This is a genomic window from Staphylococcus sp. HMSC065D05, assembly GCF_001813195.1.
Classification (GTDB): domain Bacteria; phylum Bacillota; class Bacilli; order Staphylococcales; family Staphylococcaceae; genus Staphylococcus; species Staphylococcus epidermidis.
This window is the reverse complement of the sequence record NZ_KV811746.1, coordinates 140,096-157,311: the sequence shown is the minus strand read 5'-3', so window position 1 is coordinate 157,311 and position 17,216 is coordinate 140,096. Positions and strand designations below refer to the sequence as shown.

At 30.5% G+C, this 17,216-nt stretch carries 16 protein-coding genes, 5 tRNA genes and 1 pseudogene; 1 reads left to right on the top strand and 21 read right to left on the bottom strand.

Going from position 1 to position 17,216, the window contains the following annotated elements; genetic code table 11:
- Nucleotides 1–448 precede the first annotated feature (448 nt).
- Entirely contained in the window at nt 449–1,690 is a 1,242-nt protein-coding gene (locus HMPREF2897_RS05835) for a Fic family protein (protein ID WP_070592800.1), read from the bottom strand.
- A gap of 175 nt (nt 1,691–1,865) precedes the next feature.
- A pseudogene (locus HMPREF2897_RS13260) lies at nt 1,866–2,062 on the bottom strand (hypothetical protein).
- A 973-nt stretch (nt 2,063–3,035) separates the two neighbouring features.
- Here HMPREF2897_RS13260 and HMPREF2897_RS13120 point away from each other — a divergent pair.
- Nucleotides 3,036–3,227 (top strand): tyrosine-type recombinase/integrase, encoded by a 192-nt coding sequence (locus HMPREF2897_RS13120; RefSeq protein ID WP_083310231.1) that lies wholly within the window; start codon nt 3,036–3,038, stop codon nt 3,225–3,227.
- 146 nt (nt 3,228–3,373) lie between these two features.
- Here HMPREF2897_RS13120 and HMPREF2897_RS05830 read toward each other — a convergent pair.
- From HMPREF2897_RS05830 to HMPREF2897_RS05740, 19 genes are all read right to left on the bottom strand, one after another.
- Nucleotides 3,374–3,462 (bottom strand) — tRNA-Ser (locus HMPREF2897_RS05830).
- Between the two features lie 53 nt (nt 3,463–3,515).
- A tRNA-Glu gene (locus HMPREF2897_RS05825) sits at nt 3,516–3,587 on the bottom strand.
- Nucleotide 3,588: 1 nt separating this feature from the next.
- Nucleotides 3,589–3,663, bottom strand: a tRNA-Asn gene (locus HMPREF2897_RS05820).
- Nucleotides 3,664–3,672: 9 nt separating this feature from the next.
- Nucleotides 3,673–3,746: transfer RNA gene (locus tag HMPREF2897_RS05815), tRNA-Gly, on the bottom strand.
- A gap of 21 nt (nt 3,747–3,767) precedes the next feature.
- Nucleotides 3,768–3,854 (bottom strand) — tRNA-Leu (locus tag HMPREF2897_RS05810).
- Nucleotides 3,855–4,610: 756 nt separating this feature from the next.
- Nucleotides 4,611–5,066 carry a SprT family protein gene (locus HMPREF2897_RS05805; RefSeq protein ID WP_070592799.1) on the bottom strand — a complete coding sequence of 152 codons (456 nt, stop codon included), beginning with the start codon at nt 5,064–5,066 and terminating at the stop codon, nt 4,611–4,613.
- Nucleotides 5,059–7,209, bottom strand: a complete 2,151-nt coding sequence (locus tag HMPREF2897_RS05800; protein WP_070592798.1) for a Tex family protein — start codon at nt 7,207–7,209, stop codon at nt 5,059–5,061. The genes HMPREF2897_RS05805 and HMPREF2897_RS05800 overlap by 8 nt, the downstream gene beginning before the upstream one ends.
- A gap of 291 nt (nt 7,210–7,500) precedes the next feature.
- On the bottom strand, nt 7,501–8,271 hold the full coding sequence (sigB, locus tag HMPREF2897_RS05795; RefSeq protein ID WP_002447754.1) for an RNA polymerase sigma factor SigB: 771 nt from the start codon (nt 8,269–8,271) through the stop codon (nt 7,501–7,503).
- A complete protein-coding gene (rsbW, locus tag HMPREF2897_RS05790; RefSeq protein WP_002447755.1) occupies nt 8,246–8,725 on the bottom strand; it encodes an anti-sigma B factor RsbW in 480 nt (159 codons plus the stop codon). Before rsbW ends, sigB begins: the two co-directional genes overlap by 26 nt.
- A 1-nt stretch (nt 8,726) precedes the next feature.
- Nucleotides 8,727–9,053, bottom strand: coding sequence for an anti-sigma factor antagonist (locus tag HMPREF2897_RS05785; RefSeq protein WP_001829952.1), 327 nt, complete (start codon nt 9,051–9,053; stop codon nt 8,727–8,729).
- A gap of 99 nt (nt 9,054–9,152) precedes the next feature.
- On the bottom strand, nt 9,153–10,154 hold the full coding sequence (locus tag HMPREF2897_RS05780) for a SpoIIE family protein phosphatase (protein WP_070592797.1): 1,002 nt from the start codon (nt 10,152–10,154) through the stop codon (nt 9,153–9,155).
- A 344-nt stretch (nt 10,155–10,498) separates the two neighbouring features.
- On the bottom strand, nt 10,499–10,861 hold the full coding sequence (locus HMPREF2897_RS05775; protein ID WP_002447757.1) for a type II toxin-antitoxin system PemK/MazF family toxin: 363 nt from the start codon (nt 10,859–10,861) through the stop codon (nt 10,499–10,501).
- Nucleotides 10,858–11,028: a type II toxin-antitoxin system antitoxin MazE gene (mazE, locus tag HMPREF2897_RS05770; protein WP_001829931.1), complete on the bottom strand. Its 171-nt coding sequence runs from the start codon at nt 11,026–11,028 to the stop codon at nt 10,858–10,860. The genes HMPREF2897_RS05775 and mazE overlap by 4 nt, the downstream gene beginning before the upstream one ends.
- An 86-nt stretch (nt 11,029–11,114) precedes the next feature.
- The gene (alr, locus tag HMPREF2897_RS05765) at nt 11,115–12,263 is read right to left on the bottom strand and encodes an alanine racemase (RefSeq protein WP_002458690.1); all 1,149 of its coding nucleotides are present in this window, start codon (nt 12,261–12,263) and stop codon (nt 11,115–11,117) included.
- A 65-nt stretch (nt 12,264–12,328) separates the two neighbouring features.
- Nucleotides 12,329–12,682: a holo-ACP synthase gene (acpS, locus tag HMPREF2897_RS05760; RefSeq protein WP_002447759.1), complete on the bottom strand. Its 354-nt coding sequence runs from the start codon at nt 12,680–12,682 to the stop codon at nt 12,329–12,331.
- Nucleotides 12,683–12,720: 38 nt separating this feature from the next.
- Entirely contained in the window at nt 12,721–13,239 is a 519-nt protein-coding gene (locus HMPREF2897_RS05755) for a PH domain-containing protein (RefSeq protein ID WP_002447760.1), read from the bottom strand.
- Nucleotides 13,226–14,731 (bottom strand): PH domain-containing protein, encoded by a 1,506-nt coding sequence (locus tag HMPREF2897_RS05750; protein ID WP_070592796.1) that lies wholly within the window; start codon nt 14,729–14,731, stop codon nt 13,226–13,228. Before HMPREF2897_RS05750 ends, HMPREF2897_RS05755 begins: the two co-directional genes overlap by 14 nt.
- The gene (locus HMPREF2897_RS05745) at nt 14,724–15,203 is read right to left on the bottom strand and encodes a PH domain-containing protein (protein ID WP_002447762.1); all 480 of its coding nucleotides are present in this window, start codon (nt 15,201–15,203) and stop codon (nt 14,724–14,726) included. The genes HMPREF2897_RS05750 and HMPREF2897_RS05745 overlap by 8 nt, the downstream gene beginning before the upstream one ends.
- A gap of 250 nt (nt 15,204–15,453) precedes the next feature.
- Nucleotides 15,454–16,983: a degradosome RNA helicase CshA gene (locus HMPREF2897_RS05740; RefSeq protein WP_070592795.1), complete on the bottom strand. Its 1,530-nt coding sequence runs from the start codon at nt 16,981–16,983 to the stop codon at nt 15,454–15,456.
- Nucleotides 16,984–17,216: the final 233 nt, after the last annotated feature.

Genomic DNA, 17,216 nt, shown 5'->3' with positions numbered 1-17,216 from the left:
TTAACTGAATACAGGAAATTAAAATTATTCTTAACTTGTAAAAATGAATTATCATAATTTAACTATTTTTATACTTATAGTTGCAGGTGGACCTTTTCGAGAGGTGCAAAATTACAATATAATGATTTAGATTATATCAATAGTAATATTCATTTAAGAAATACTATGACAAAATCAGCTAATAAAATCATTTCAATTGCTAGAAAAGATATGAAACATATACAAAATGTTTTAAACAGACTATTACAGATTTCTGCCAAAATAAAAAAGAACGTTGATATAACAACGTTCTAACATAAATCAGTGAAACTAATGTTTACTAATTTTTACTGTTTTACGGAGAGTGAGAGAGTATATAAACTCCGTAAACATAGCTATTATAGTGTGTCGGGAACGTCTCAGAACGTTCCTTTTTTATATAAAAATCACCTGTTGTATTAAAATTTATTTACGTCATATTGACGTCATTTTGAGAAAGTAATTCTTCAATAAAATCGTCCTTAATTTCATAAATTACAGGATTACTTTTTATTTTATTTAGTTTTGATTCATTTTTGGTTACAACCTCATTAATCTTATTTCTAGAAAAACCAGTGATTTCTTTTATTTTCTTTAAACTAATTCGTGAATATTTACTTCCAAAAATCTTATCTTGTAAAAGAATAAAAAAGGTATCAAATTCATATTTATCTCTATATAACTTTGATAAAGAGATACCTAGTTTATCTAGAATATTTTTGTTATTTATAAAAGTTTCTATAATATTAGATTGCCCTTGCAACAACAGATCTAACATTTCTTTAATAAATATAGTTAATTCACCTTTATTAAAATAATTAGATGTATTTTCGAAGGCTTTATAATATTTATTTTTATTATTGTTAACAGTATAAGAAAATGTAAGAGCAGTAAACGGATCCAAATTATTAGATAATAATTTAGCCAAAATGTATCTACCTACTCGTCCATTACCATCATAAAAAGGATGTAGATATTCAAATATAAAATGACTAGCCATTATTTTAAAGACCTCAGGTGCTTCATCATATTTAAGAAATTCAAACATTGAAGTTAGATTTTCGATAAGCTTCGTTTCATTATACTCATTTCGATGAATCCACTTATTCTTTGATTCATCGAAAACTCCTATCCCTTTTTTTCTGAATAACTCTCCATCAGGTAAATCACTTTCTTTTATTTCACTATAAACCATAGAATCAAATATTTTACGTATATCAGAAATAGAATTAATTGTTATATTGTAGTTTTTAATCATCGAGTATTGATTAACTAACCCATCAAATCTTTTATTATAACCTTTAGTTTTGTTTATAGATTCAGCAATTTCAGCCTTTGTACTTCTAATATTCTCTGTTTCATTAGTACTTTGTAATTCATTTATAAGTAAATGGTTGATATAAGATTCATTAGCTACACCCGGTAATTCGGCAGATAATCTTTTAATTTTTTCAGAATTAATTAATATTTTTTCTAAATTTTTAACTAATTCTTTTGTTATAACAAAAAACAGTGGGTAACTATGATCTGTATCTTGCTTACCATCACGTATTGGGTGTATATCTATATCTATTAAATAAGAAGAAAAACTTTTCCGACGCATTTGATATTCTGTTTCTAAATTTTGACTACCATACATATGAAATAATGTTTTTAATGACTTGTATTCCATGATATCACCCTTGCTACTAATCATATTTAAAAAATATGTTGTTTATCATTAATATGATTATAACTAATTTGCTTTACTAAATAAAGAAATTTAAACCTTTGCTTTTTTGACATGGTTACATAAATGTAATTTGAACGATTATTTTAATGCAAGTTATATCTTATTACTAAAACTATTATTTCATTTGAATTTGATAATCATAGAGTTTTTTTGCATTTTTCAAAGTGAGTTTTTCAATACTTCTTTCTCCTCGACGCATAGCATTTATATTTCCGTAACTAACACCAGTATCTTTGTTTATTTGGTAACTTGATATATCAGTGATTTTATTAATACATCAATAGCTTTGTACAATTCATCATATGCGTTCATTTATTTAGGATGAGACAGTTTTTATTATTTTAAAATTAAAATCACTATGTTAATTAATGCTAATACGATCGTTGTTATCATTAAGATTAATGTTATGTTTCTAATAGTTTTACTTGTCATAATTAACACCTCCATAATATAATGAGGTAAAGGGCTTTCGCCCTTTCCTATTTTAGTAGCGTTACGATAGTTGAAATGTTTTGAATAATAAGCCCGGTCAAAGCTATTATCATCATTCTTTTGTCGTGACGCTCTTTTTTTATTCTCCGTTTTCGTCTCTTTCTCATATCTTCTGTATAGAAATAATCTTAAATGAACTTTTATCTCAACGTTTTTTGTAAGTTTATTTCATTTGATATAAAAAATGATCTTAAGAAAAGTGACTAGTAAAATGAAGTAACGAAAAGACGCTAACATTAGTTACATACCTAATTTATCGGACGTTTACTAAATGGTTTGTTTCTAATTTTTCAACTAAGACAGTATAAAAAATTCATAATTGTTTAAATCAAGCTATAGACGATGCAATTCAAAAAAGATTAATGTACAAAGATATAACATATAAAATTGCTACTAAAGTGGCAATATCAACCCACCCTGAAGAACAAATTTATGAGTTTTGATAATTTTACTAAATTAAAACAATATGTAACCGAAATCCCTATTTAATCATATGTGTTTATATATTTTTGTGTCATTGCTAGAAGAAGTTTTGGATAAGTTCAAAAATTTAAGTAGAAATGATTTAGAATAAAAAAATACAATACACTTGTCTAGAACATTAACCGAAAAAATCATATAAAACTGTACATGTTCCCCTACTGATATGAAAATTTTATAAAAATACTAGTTCAAATGCCTGTATGTTTATCCACAAAAACTACTATCACAGCTGTATCTTTTATCACTTATAATGCAGTATAATAATACACTAAAAAAATTCTGCATAGCAAATAAGATGAATAAATAGACTTTGCATAGTTTAAGATATACATATTGCTCTTACTTACTACACAACGACGTATCTATCTATTACATTTCAAAGAGATTAGGTCACAAAAATATTAAAACTACTATGGATGTATATTCGCATTTATTAGATGAAGTTGAGCAGAAAGAAAAAGCAGTGAATGTATTGGAAAATATAAACGGGAACGCAATTTAATTTTGCGGGGACGTTTTTATCAATTCAACAATATAGAGGAACGTTGGGTCTAATTTACGAGGTTTAACGAAAGATAACAAGATATAACAAAACCCCGTTAAATCAACGTTTTGTTTCACGAGATTTAACGAGGTATAAGCAAATAACGGAGAGTGAGGGATTCGAACCCTCGAGACGCTTGTGACGCCTACACACTTTCCAGGCGTGCTCCTTCGGCCAACTCGGACAACTCTCCATGCTAGAATATAGTAATAAAAAAACAGAAGCGATATTTCACTTCTGTTTGTATGACTCCTACGGGACTCGAACCCGTGTTACCGCCGTGAAAGGGCGGTGTCTTAACCGCTTGACCAAGGAGCCATGGCTCCACAGGTAGGATTCGAACCTACGACCGATCGGTTAACAGCCGATAGCTCTACCACTGAGCTACTGTGGATAAATAAAATGGAGCGGGTGATGGGAATCGAACCCACAACATCAGCTTGGAAGGCTGAGGTTTTGCCATTAAACTACACCCGCATGTAGATATAAAATTCAATTTGGTGCGGCCGAGAGGACTTGAACCTCCACGGGATTAACTCCCACTAGGCCCTCAACCTAGCGCGTCTGCCATTCCGCCACGACCGCTGGCAAAACGCATAATTAGAATTTAATTATCGAGAACAATAACTATTGTAAATGCTTCGTTAGGTTTTGTCAATAATAATTTAACTTTATATTAATAAAATTAATTAGCACTTAATATTAGGATCTCTTATTAAGACAACGATAACTATAATATATCACAACAATTACATTGTCAATGCTTTTACACCCTATAATTTAAATTTTGTTTGTAACATTATGCACAAGACGAATTATATAGCATCACATCTTAAATCGTTCTACAATATTATCTTAAACTTCAATTAAAAAATACAAATAAGTTCTTTTTATTTTTTTATTACCATAACGTAAGTCAAGGATAACTAAAAATAGTTTTATATGGAGAATAAAAATGTAAAAAAGTCACATCATCATATTCAAATCATCAGTTATTACTTTACAATTAATTAAGACACCTAATAATAAATTTGTTAGACAACAATTATCAAACGTATAATTTATGATTGTTATCATTTCAATTTTCAGTATTAAATCAAAAACTGTGAGATAATTTAAAGGTTTCTCAATGATTCAAAATAAAATTACATATCTGTTACATCTTATTTTAATAATTGTTCGCCTAACTCGGCTACTTTTTAAATATATCTTCAAGACATATCATAGAAAAACCTGAGACATTATAAATGGCTCAGGTTAAATTTATATAGGATTAGTACAAGTACTCTTTTGTCAATTTTAACAACCTATTTTCAAAACAAAATGGTGATTTAAATTCTATCACTTTCTTGTTTGAAGAAGTTTTAAAACACCTCCACATCGTCCACAGCGCATTTTTCCCAGATTCACACGCTTTATACGAATAAATTCTTGTTCACAATAGATGCATCTATATTTATAATTAGCTCTATCTTGATAAGATTCTGTCGGAGTACAAAATCTAGGTGCTCCTACTTTAGCGCTCAAAATTTTGAATGCTTTATCACGATGTTGATATCCTTCACCAGATAAATGAAGAAAATAATGACACAGTTCATGTTTTATGATATCAATGACAGCTTTTTCTCCAAACATTTCATACTGTTTTGGATTTATTTCTATATTATGACTACTTAATATATACCTACCACCAGTGGTACGTAAACGCTTATTATAATATACCTCGTGCTTAAAAGCTTTGCCAAAATATTTTATCGCTATACTTTCAGTCAGGTTTTGTAATGCTAAATCATTCATTTGGGTCAACCATTGTCAATGAAACTTTGCCTTTATTTTCATCTATATCTAAAATCCAAACTTCTACAATATCTCCTACACTTATCATATCCATTGGATTTTTAACGAATTTCTTAGATAATTTTGATATGTGTACTAGCCCGTCTTGTTTAACACCGATATCTACAAATGCTCCAAAGTCAACAACATTTCTTACTGTGCCATTCAATTTCATGCCTTTAGATAAATCTTCAATCGATAATACATCTGACTTCAAAATAGGTGTTTCAAATTCATCTCTTGGATCTCTATTAGGTGCAATCAATGATTGTATTATATCTTTTAATGTAGGTTCACCAATATTTAATTGAGACACAAGAGTTGAAATATTAACATTTGATAACGTGTTTTTGAGTTTAACGGAACCTATATCTTGTGCAGTTAAATCTAATTGATGAAGCATGCGATATGCAACATCGTAACTTTCAGGGTGTATTGCAGTATTATCTAAAGGTTCTTTACCATCAACAATTCTTAAAAAACCAATACTTTGCTCAAAGGTTTTTGCGCCTAAACGTTTAATCCTACTAATTTCTTTATGATGTTTTATAGGTCCGTTTTCTTCTCTATAATCAATAATATTTTGAGCAATAGTTGATGTGAGACCTGATACATATTGTAATAAGGATTTAGAAGCAGTATTCACATCCACACCAACTTGATTGACGGCAGTCTCCACTACAAACGTTAAAGCCCTACTTAAATCTTTTTGATTGACATCATGTTGGTACTGTCCTACTCCTATAGATTTAGGATCTATTTTAACAAGTTCACTTAAAGGATCTTGAACTCTTCTACCAATTGAAACTGCACTTCGTTCTTCTACTTGAAAATCTGGAAATTCTTGTCTAGCAATTTCTGATGCTGAATAAACTGATGCGCCAGCTTCATTGACTATGATAAATTGTGCTTGAAGTTGATATTTTTTTATTACTTGAGCTACAAATTGTTCAGTTTCTCTACTAGCAGTACCGTTACCAATCGCTAAAAGTTCAATATCATAGTCACTTATCATCTTGACTAGTTCTTTTTCTGCTGACTCAATTTTTGATATTGGTGGATGAGGATAAATAACACCTTTAGCAATAAAGGTACCAAATGGATTGACGACAGCAAGTTTGCACCCTGTTCTAAATGCTGGATCTACTCCAAGAATTTGTTTACCCTTCATTGGTGGTTGTAGTAATAAATTTCTAAGATTTTCACTAAATACATCTATTGCATGAGATTCTGCATTTTGTGTTAAATCTCCTCTAATTTCTCTTTCTATTGAAGGAAGAATTAATCGCTTGAGACTATCCTGAATAGCCTCTTTAATAAACGGAGTTGCCTCATTTTGAGTTTTTATCTCAACATTTTCTATTTCTCTTTGAATACGTGTCGTATCAAAATCAATTTTTATTGATAATACTTTTTCTTTTTCTCCTCGATTCATCGCCAAAACACGATGATTTGCAATACGTTTAATTGGTTCATTGTAATCATAGTACATAGAAAATGTTTGTTTCTCATCTTCGGCTTTTTTCTTTTTCGAGGAAACAATTAGTCCCTGATTATAAACATCTTTAAGTATTTTAGAGCGATATTGAGGATTATCCGAAATACGTTCAGCTATAATATCTTTAGCCCCTTCTATTGCATCTTCAATTGTAGTCACTTCATCATTTAAGAATAATCGGGCTTTATCTTCAATTTTTGAATCCAATTTTGATTGTGAAAACCAGTCTGCTAAATCTTCTAACCCTTTTCTTTTAGCTTCAGTTGCACGTGTTTTCTTTTTTTGTTTATATGGACGATACAAATCCTCAACTCTTTGTAACTTCGTCTGTGTTAATATGTCTTTCTTTAATTCTGACGTTAATAGACCCTGTTGTTCAATATTATGTATTACCTCTTCTTTACGTTTTTGAAGATTTAACATATAGTTATATTCATCATTGATTTGTTTAATTTCTACTTCATCAAGTCCACCTGTAGCTTCTTTACGATATCTCGCTATAAATGGAACCGTATTGTTTTCTTTCAACAATTTTAAAACTGCTTTAATTTGTTTTTCCGAAAATTGATATTTACTTACAATTGTTTCAATTAAACTGTTATCCATTTGTTTTTTCTACCACGCTTTTCTTTAAAATTACTTATTTATCTTAACATAATAATTAAATTTGATTTTCTAGCGCTTTATTTTAATCAGAGTGCCTAGTAAAAATAGAGGTATAATTCAAATTGATAAAATTCATTCGAATAGTATCAAACGTTTCATATAACTAATACTAATTTTTAATTTTATCAAACCTTACAAATACAAATATAAGAAAACCTGAAATGAACTATTTTTTAAATTCATTCCAGGCTATTATAACGGATTTAATTACCAACACTGTTAACAACTCGTTTATTGTCTTGCAGCTTCTTGTAATTTTTTTACTGCAGTACGTTGCAAACGTGAAACATGCATTTGACTAAGACCAATTCTTTCACCAGTCTCTTTTTGGCTAAGACCTTCAATAAAAGTACATTGTATGATTTGTCTTTCTCTCTCCGACAAAATAGGTAAAATACGCTCTAATATCATACGCTTTTCCGTTAAATCATAATTATCATCTTGTTGTCCCATAATATCTAATAATGTAACTGTCGAACCATCTTTATCTGCTTCTATAGAGTGATCCACACTCAGGGCATTGTAACTCTGACCCATCTCCATCGCTTCCAAAACTTCTTCATCTGAAACTTCTAAGCGTTGTGCGATTTCACTAATAGATGGTGAACGTTCAAGTTCATTTGTTAATTCATCACTAACTTTTTTTATTCTTGGACCGATTTCTTTAATACGTCTAGGTACATGAACACTCCATGTTTTATCTCGTAAATATCTTTTAATCTCACCAATAACTGTTGGTACTAAGAAGGCTTCAAACTTACGATCAAATGATAAGTCAAATCTATTAATAGCACCTATTAGACCAACCATACCCACTTGAACTAAATCTTCATGATGTGATTGTCCCTTAGAATATTTATAAGCTAAAGATTCAATTAGCTTACGATAATGTTTTACTAATTTATCTTGAGCTAGGCTATCTTCGTTTTCTTGATGTTGTTTAATCCATTGGTTAATTTGTTCAGGTGATACTTCACTAGCTGATTTCGACTCTTTCGCCATTATTTCGCACCTGCTCTTTTTTTATATACTTAATCATACTGATTGTTACACCAGATTCTTTATAAACAGTAACTTCATCCATTAAAGACTCAATTAAAAATAATCCCAGACCACCCTCACGTAGAAAATCAATATTTTCGTTATCATTATATGGACCTAAATGTGATTTTGTAGCTTCATAATCAAAACTTTCTCCTTGATCTGAAATAACGATTTTAATTCTATCATCAAATATTTCAAAACAAAGATTAATCATACCTGTTTCAGAATTTTTTTTATATGCATGTTTAACCGCATTGGTCACCGCTTCACTCACTGCTATTTTAGAATCCTCTATATCATCGTAAGATGCGCCAGCTCTTGAAAATACCCCTGAAAGCGTCAAACGTATTAAACTTACGTATTCTGCAGAAGCTGGCAACCGCATTTCAATATAATCTTGTGTAGATTGCATGTTATTCTACCTCCGTTCCTTCATTAACATGCATTAAATCTTTTAATCCTGTAATATCAAACAATCTACCTATCCGCTCTGAGACACCTAAGATATAGAGATTTTTATCATTTTGATTTAATGCTTTTAATGTGCCTACGAATAAACCGAGGCCTGTTGAATCCATATAGCTCACATTAGCTAAGTTAACGTGAACATCATGTGTTCCTTCTTGTCTCATTGGTACTAGTACCTCTTCTAATTCAGGTACAGTATATACGTCCAATTCTCCACCAACTTTAACCTCATAAAAATCATCATGAGTTATTGTTTCAATATTTAGATTCATTTAATACACTCCTAGTCTTTATCAGATGTTTTTATCCTACATATGTACTCAAAATTACCTATACCCTACATGAATTAAATTTAATCTACATTTTATAATTTAGTTTACTCTTTTTATAATTAAAATAGTCATATCATCTTTTCTCGCAGGATTTTGTAATTTTAAAATAGCTTCGTAAATAATTTGCACAATATCCTGTGGATGCATATGCTTATATTTTTGAATTAAGTCTAACAACTTATCTTTATCAATAAAATTCCCCTCTACATCACGTGCCTCTGTGACACCATCAGTAAAAATAATGATTAAATCATCAAGGTAAATAGGAATCTCTTGTTGGCTGTAACGTGTTTTGGGGCTCACACCTAGAACTCTTCCTCGCACACCAATTTCCTCAAACGCTTCAGTTTCTGCGCGATATATATAGCCAGGTTCATGCCCAGCTGAGCTACAGTATAGAAGATGATTCATCTCTTCATACAGCCCATAAAACATTGTGACAAACATATATTGGTTAACGTTCTTTTCAACAACACGGTTCAAACGCTTCAAACCATCACTAGGAAGTTGTGAATGTCCATAAGCATCCATGCCAAATTTTATCATACTCATAGCTAAAGCTGCTGGAATGCCTGAACCTATAACATCTGCCACAGCAAAACTCATTGTGCCATCTTTATGATCAATAAGATTAAAATAATCCCCACTTACTTTTTGTGCAGCAACAGATATCACTCCTATTTGAATGCTATCAAATTGTGGAATATCAGCTTTCAGCATAGTCTGTTGAAGTCTTGAGGCTAAATCCATTTCTTTATCGTGGACTTGAAGCTTATTAACAAGTCTTTGGTAATCTCGGTAACTATATCCAAATCCTTTAACGACTTCTTGTAACACATCGAGCGTTTCTAAAATATCTTCTTCTGCCAAATCTAATGTATTAATATAATCTTTATGTATCTCAACTATATCTTCAGGTAAAACATCTTTCTTTATAACTTCATTTGTGAATGCTTCACATTTCTTAATTAATAATGTTTTATTGTTAGTTATTAAACTTTCTTTAACAAGGGCTTTATAACTTTTTGTGAATTCTTCCACTAAATGTGCCTCCTTACTTCCACTTCAATATCCCATCAGTTTTATAACAATACGAAACCTTTATTTACTTTCTGCGAATAGCATAATTTTTGGTGTTAAAACTTTGTTGATAGCTAAAAAAGACTTTAGGAATGGATAACCTAAAGCCTTAAAAACTCAAGACATCCTTTTATAATAAATACATTTTCATAATAACTATAGTGATACGTCTTAAATCAAAGATAAATAGACATACCGACACCTATACGAGTGTTTAAATATCCTAATATTACTTAAACACTTAATTATTATAAAGTTATTGCCTTTTATTTCAATATTTTTTTATGTTTACTACATATATTTATTTAAGATTTATGATGATCAAAGTTATTTAATCCCAAACTAATATCTAAGGCATTATCAACCTCTATCATTTTACTATCTGATAAAAATGTTAATTTTTCTTTTAAACGCTTTTTATCTAGTGTTCTAATTTGTTCAAGAAGAATAACTGAATCTTTATCTAATTTATACTTTTTCTTTTCAATTTCTACGTGGGTTGGTATTTTCGCTTTATTAATCCTACCAGTAATCGCAGCTACAATTACAGTTGGACTATATTTATTACCAGTATCATTTTGAATGATAACTACAGGTCTTACTCCCCCTTGTTCAGACCCTTGAACTGGTGATAAATCCGCTAAATAAACATCTCCTCTTCTAATCATTCATTCTTGGAATTAGATATTAAATGTGATTCGTTGCAATCACAAGCTTCACACTCTATCGGGAAAGCTTCTGTTGCTAGGGAGAGGTTTAAATCGGCCATTTGTGCATAACCTTCTTTTAAAGATTGTTCAAGACTGTGGTTTCTATTTTGATTAAAAGATAACATGAAAAGAACCTCCATCTGATTCCAAAAGTTGTTATATTAGCATCAATTTAGTTTTATAATAACAAATTTCCTAATCAGTGACTATACTATTTTAACAATTCGTTTGTAACCTCTTCATTATTATCATAATAATATATTCTTGGAAGACGTCTTGATAAATTACATAATACTTCGTAGTTAATTGTACCTTGTTTATTCGCTACTGCTTCAGCTGATTGTGGTGAATCAACATGATTATCCATAAGTATTACTTTTTCACCCGTTTTTACATGAGAAGGAACCTTAACTATCATTTGGTCCATACAAATACGTCCAATGACTTCACATTGATTCCCGTTAACATTGACGAACGCACCTTGCATCGATCTTAAATATCCGTCGGCATACCCAATAGGTAAAATTGCAATTGTCATTTCTTCAGCAGCAGTATATGTACGTCCATAACTAACAGTTTCACCAGCTTTTAGCGTTTTGACTTGAACCGTTTCTGATACTAACTGCGCACTCGGTCTTAAATGAACTTTTACATTATCTTTAACATATTCTGAAGGATAGTATCCATAAAGAGAGATTCCTAATCTTATTGCATTACAAAATTGACCATCCATGAGTAGTGATCCAGCAGAATTTTGACAATGAATATAGATTGGTTTCTCAACTTGATTAACCATCTCTTTGAACAAAGTATATTGTTCGTTCATAGAACTTCCAGGTTCATCTGCACTCGCAAAATGTGTGTAAACGCCTTCAAAAACTAAATGATTTCTTTTATTAATTAGGTCAACCACTTCTTTATATTCATCTATATCTTTCATTCCAATTCGGCCCATACCAGTATCTAATTTTACATGTAACCATAAATTTTTTTGGTTATCATCAGGAATTTGCTTGATAGTTTCCTTCAACCATGCTTTAGAAGGTACTGTTAAAGCAACACGATGCTGTATAGCCTTCTCAATGTCTTCTGTTGGAACAACACCTAAAACTAATAATTTAGCATCAACTCCATGCATTCTTAATTCTATTGCTTCATCAAGTGTAGCCACTGCAAAAAATGTTGCACCATGACGCATTAAATGTTGTGCTATTTTCACACTTCCTAATCCATATCCATTAGCTTTAATAACTGAAATGACAGTTTTATTAGCGTGTAATTGATTGAAATTTTGATAATTTGCTAAAATTGCATCTAAATTCACATTTAAATATGTTGCTCTATAAAACTTCTCTGACATATACATGTCCTCCTTGAAACTACTTACTTTATCTTATTTCTGATGATTAAAATTCTATCCAATTTTCATTCGTTTTTTTCAAGAATAACTTGACTCATAGCATAATTCTCAGTATGTGTAATACTCACATGTGTATCAAAACCAGGATAATCAATACATGGTTTACCTAGTGCATCGTTGTAACAGTTAATATCCTGAAACGATACTGATTTCCCCAACCCAGTACCTAAGGCCTTACTAAATGCCTCTTTCACAGTAAAGCGACCAGCTAAAAATTCTAATCTACGTTGCTCATGTGTATACTGATTTAATTTGTCCCTTTCCTCTATAGTAAGTATTCTTTCAATAAATTTTGTTTGATTCTGAAGATTTTTAATTCGTTTAATTTCTATTAGATCTATACCTATTCCATAAATCACTTGTATCGCCTCTTTAGTATATCATCAATAATCTTTTATCAAGTCTTTAATATATCATCGTTTATTTTTTCTGATGAAGCTACATTTGTCGTTATTGATTTTTGTTGTTTAATTTGTTTTTTTAATCTTTGTGCTTCTCGAATATCTATCAAAGCTATTTCAGAATTCCCCCCAGCAGTTGATAAAGACAGCGAAGCGAGTTGGAACTTTCTCATGATAAATCCCTCAACAATATCTATATTTTGTATTCTAAAGTATGGGATGACGTGCACATCTATAAAAATGATACCTTCTCTAATATGTATTTCTTTATCATCTAAAAAATATCTAAGATGTTTAAACTTAAACCAAGGCACTAGAATCATGAATAAAATACAAACTATTGTAGTTAAAATTATTGCTCCAATTATTAAATTTTTAGTATTAATAAAATGGAATTTTAATTCATTAAGCAATATTAAAATAGACAATGCTATCACTAGTAAAAGTGTCCAAAAAGCACCACTAATTCTCATTACTTTAATACCATTTTGGTGCATATATTTATAAGACTTCATGAGTATCACCTTTCATGTACCAATTTTTGAGTTTAAGAACATTATCTACTTCACTAAACTTCAAGCCAATATTTTGCCTACTACTACCTTTAGCAATAACAAATTGAAAATTTGCGAGTTGGCTTCTTTCAAGAAAGGGATGTTGACTAATAGCCATTCCTAAGACTTTTTCTTTTTTAACATAAAATCTCTTAATATTTAATATAGACGCTTTTTGTACAACTAGCTCTGATTCGCTAAAAGAAAAACCACTAAAACGTGTATAAAGTATAGCGTAAACAAAAAATAATGAGATTGGTAATAAAGCTATAATTAAAGACCATAAAGACCACATATACCATCCAATAATGCCCATACCAATAAGACACAAGGAAGGAATTAAAAAGTGACGATGAAATCCTTTTAAAGGCATACCAATTTTAGCATGATTAAATGTCATCTCAGGAACTAAAGGCCTAATCACTTTATATGCCTCTTTTCTTGGAATAAACGGTAAAATCATAATTCTTCCGTCATTATCAGTGGGTTCCCCTTCAGTGGCATCTATATCGCTTGTAATATAGAAATGTATAGATGTATAACCAAATAATTTTCGTATAAAAGATTGATGTTCAAGTACACCTTGCAGTCGGTCAGTTGGTACAGTGATATTTTTCTTCGTAAATAATCCATATTGAATTTTAAGTTGATTATTTTCTTGAATAACTCGATATCCATAAAACTTAATTAAGTACATGACAGTTCCGATTATATAACTTAATAATAACACTAGTATGACAATAAAGATGACAATGAAATATATCGTTTTAAATACTGAAGATATTTCTTCACCAAATTTATCCCATGGAATAACACTTGAGAGACTGCCAATAATAGGGGATAGCGTCACAAAAGCAAGCGCTATAGCTCCACTTGTCATAGACATAAATAATAGTTGCTTAAAAGGCATTTTAAATATGGCATATTGGGGCTTGGCATGTTGCTGATATGTCTGAGTATGGTTCTCTTCATTTAACTCTTTAGCTTCTTGATTTACCTGGTTATTCATGCGTTCTTGAATAGATTGCAATTCTTGTTCAATAACTTCACTTTGCTTTTTTGAAATTGTCCCTAACTCTATGCCATCACTAGGTGTTTTAATGATGAGTTCAACACCGCCAACAATCTGATTAATCAAACCTTGAGACGTATCTGCAGATTGTATGCGACTAATATTAAGTTCTTTTCGTTCCTTATTAAAAACACCAGTAGTTAATATAAAATGATCCTCTTCAATCCAATATCGTGTATTATAAACCTTAATAATATTATGAATGAAGCCGATAGAAAATATCAAAGTCATTATACCTGGAATAATATAAGACGAAAAATCATCATATTTAAAATCTTTTATATTAAATAAAAAGATGATAATTACAATGAAATTTGATTTAATCACACTAATCAAGCCATCAATATAAGAAATTGGATGTAGCTTTTGCGGACTATACATCGTCATTGGCACCTCTCAATCTCAATAGTATTTGTTGTTGAATATTTTGTGCTTCTTTCTCAGATATTATTGGAAATGAGATTGTATGACCTGCAGTAAATAAAGTTACAGAATTAAGATTTAATTTTTTTGATAACGGATTAGTTCCAATATCAATAAATTGTATTCTCTCTATTTTGCTTAATTCTTCTTTCTTAAAAATAAATAATCTTTTTAAAATGACAAAGTCTTCGTGAATTTTATAATAACGATATCTATATTTAATTAGTGGAGATATACAAGTGTTTAAAATCGATAACAAACCTAGCCCAAGAAAGATGTATGATGTAAAAGGCCACCAATGATTTAAAAAACTAAAATACAAAAGTAAACTGAATATTATAAGCAAAATAAATAAACCTATACAACTAGTGATGTAATAGTACTTTAGCGCTTGGATTGGACTTCTATGAAACGTACTATCATTTTTCATAAATGTACTCCTTTTCAAGATTTACCCACATTATAGCATAGTGATAATAAAGTCTAAAAAATAACAGTGTCCAATATTTTTAATTTATTATTTATTAAAAAATTTATTTCCATACGAAAATGAAAAAATTCATATCGACACGTCACACCTAATATATAATAAGATTTATGCTCAATACATATGTACTTTTTAATCCGTATAAATAAAAATGCCTGAGACAAAAAATATTATCTCAGGCTAGTTAATTAATTTATTTTTGGTGATCTGCAAATGTGCGACCTTTTAGTGATTGATTACCACTTTTTTGTTGCTTATCTCTACGGTCAAATTTCTTTGAATTTTTCTTTTTACTTGATTGACCTTTAGAACCTTTTGATCGTCTATTTTTATTATCAAACTTACCATTACCACGTTTATGATTACTTCTTCTAAAACCGCCTTTACTACTGCGATTTTTACGTGCTAACGGTTTTTCAAATGTTAATTGTACTTCCACTTCATCGTTAGCTTCTACAAGTTCTTGAAGTAAAGAGGCTACTAATTCTGTACTATCATATTCTTTAAGTAATTCACTTGATATTCTTTGTAAACGCGGCTCGTTCTCTCTTGACATCCAGTTTTGAACTCTTTCTTTAATATCATCTTCACGCGCTTTAAGCACCTCTTTACGATGTGGAGGTCTTAATGCTTTCATTCGACGATTATTGACATCTTCAATTTGTCGAATATAATCCATCTCAATTGGATTTACAAAAGTAACTGCAATACCTTCTTTTCCTGCTCGACCGGTACGTCCAATACGGTGAGTATAACTTTCTGTATCTTGAGGGATATCAAAATTATAAACATGACTCACACCAGAAATATCAAGACCACGTGCAGCAACATCTGTAGCAACTAAAATATCTATTTGATCGTTCTTAAATTTCTTCAATACTTCTAGACGTTTCGCTTGGGTAATATCGCCATGTAAACCTTCTGCTTTGTATCCTTTAGATAATAGCGCGCTTGTTAATTCATCTACGCGGCGTTTAGTACGACCAAAGACAATCGCCAATTCAGGCTGATGAACATCTAAAAAGTTTGTAAATGTATCAAATTTCTCTAATTCTTTAACGATTGTATAATATTCATCAATTTGAGGATCTGACATTTCATTATTCATTGTCTTAATTATTTTAGGAGCTTTCATAAACTGCTGTACCAATTCTTGGATTGCTTTTGGCATCGTAGCTGAAAATAACATAGTTTGACGTTGCTCAGCTGGAATTTTATCCATAATAAATCTCATATCATCGATGAATCCCATATTCATCATTTCATCTGCTTCATCTAAAATAAGCGTGTGAATTCCCTGAGTTTTAAGTGTACGACGATTAAGATGATCAATAACTCTTCCTGGCGTACCTACTACAATTTGAGGGCCTCTTTTTAATGCTTTAATCTGTCTTTCAATAGGCATACCGCCAAAGACTGTAACAACTTGTACTTTTTGACCTTTACTGAACTCTCTTAATTGCTCAGCTACTTGCATAGCAAGCTCTCTCGTTGGCGCAAGAATTAATGATTGAACACCCTGTTGGCCTACAACTTTCTCAATTAAAGGTATACCAAACGCCCCTGTTTTCCCAGTACCAGTTTGGGCTTGTCCAAGGATGTCATCTCCTTCTAACGCGTAAGGGATGCTATCTTTTTGGATAGGTGTCGGTTCTTTAAACCCCATTGTTTCCAATGTTTGAACCGTTTTATCCGAAATCCCTAGTTCTTTAAAATTTTGCAAAATAATTCTCCTTTTACGTGTATATTTCTTAATATGCTTTTTTACATATATGGTCACTTATGTTTTATCAACTTCTATATAGTACCACCTTAAAAATATTATAGCAATAAAGCAATTTCACACATTTACTGTTTTCAATGTAATTCATCAAACAATTTAACTTTCAAAAAGGTCGTGCAATATGTAATGTAAGCGTTTTGCATGATTTACTAAAAAAATAAAAGCATGCGTTG

What these genes read in the sequence shown, in the direction of transcription:
- HMPREF2897_RS05835 (WP_070592800.1), bottom strand. Translation starts at nt 1,690, where the DNA reads ATGGAATACAAGTCATTAAAAACATTATTTCATATGTATGGTAGTCAA.
- HMPREF2897_RS05805 (WP_070592799.1), bottom strand. Translation starts at nt 5,066, where the DNA reads ATGAATGATTTAGCATTACAAAACCTGACTGAAAGTATAGCGATAAAA.
- HMPREF2897_RS05800 (WP_070592798.1), bottom strand. Translation starts at nt 7,209, where the DNA reads ATGGATAACAGTTTAATTGAAACAATTGTAAGTAAATATCAATTTTCG.
- sigB (WP_002447754.1), bottom strand. Translation starts at nt 8,271, where the DNA reads ATGGCGAAAGAGTCGAAATCAGCTAGTGAAGTATCACCTGAACAAATT.
- rsbW (WP_002447755.1), bottom strand. Translation starts at nt 8,725, where the DNA reads ATGCAATCTACACAAGATTATATTGAAATGCGGTTGCCAGCTTCTGCA.
- HMPREF2897_RS05785 (WP_001829952.1), bottom strand. Translation starts at nt 9,053, where the DNA reads ATGAATCTAAATATTGAAACAATAACTCATGATGATTTTTATGAGGTT.
- HMPREF2897_RS05775 (WP_002447757.1), bottom strand. Translation starts at nt 10,861, where the DNA reads ATGATTAGAAGAGGAGATGTTTATTTAGCGGATTTATCACCAGTTCAA.
- mazE (WP_001829931.1), bottom strand. Translation starts at nt 11,028, where the DNA reads ATGTTATCTTTTAATCAAAATAGAAACCACAGTCTTGAACAATCTTTA.
- alr (WP_002458690.1), bottom strand. Translation starts at nt 12,263, where the DNA reads ATGTCAGAGAAGTTTTATAGAGCAACATATTTAAATGTGAATTTAGAT.
- HMPREF2897_RS05755 (WP_002447760.1), bottom strand. Translation starts at nt 13,239, where the DNA reads ATGAAGTCTTATAAATATATGCACCAAAATGGTATTAAAGTAATGAGA.
- HMPREF2897_RS05750 (WP_070592796.1), bottom strand. Translation starts at nt 14,731, where the DNA reads ATGTATAGTCCGCAAAAGCTACATCCAATTTCTTATATTGATGGCTTG.
- HMPREF2897_RS05745 (WP_002447762.1), bottom strand. Translation starts at nt 15,203, where the DNA reads ATGAAAAATGATAGTACGTTTCATAGAAGTCCAATCCAAGCGCTAAAG.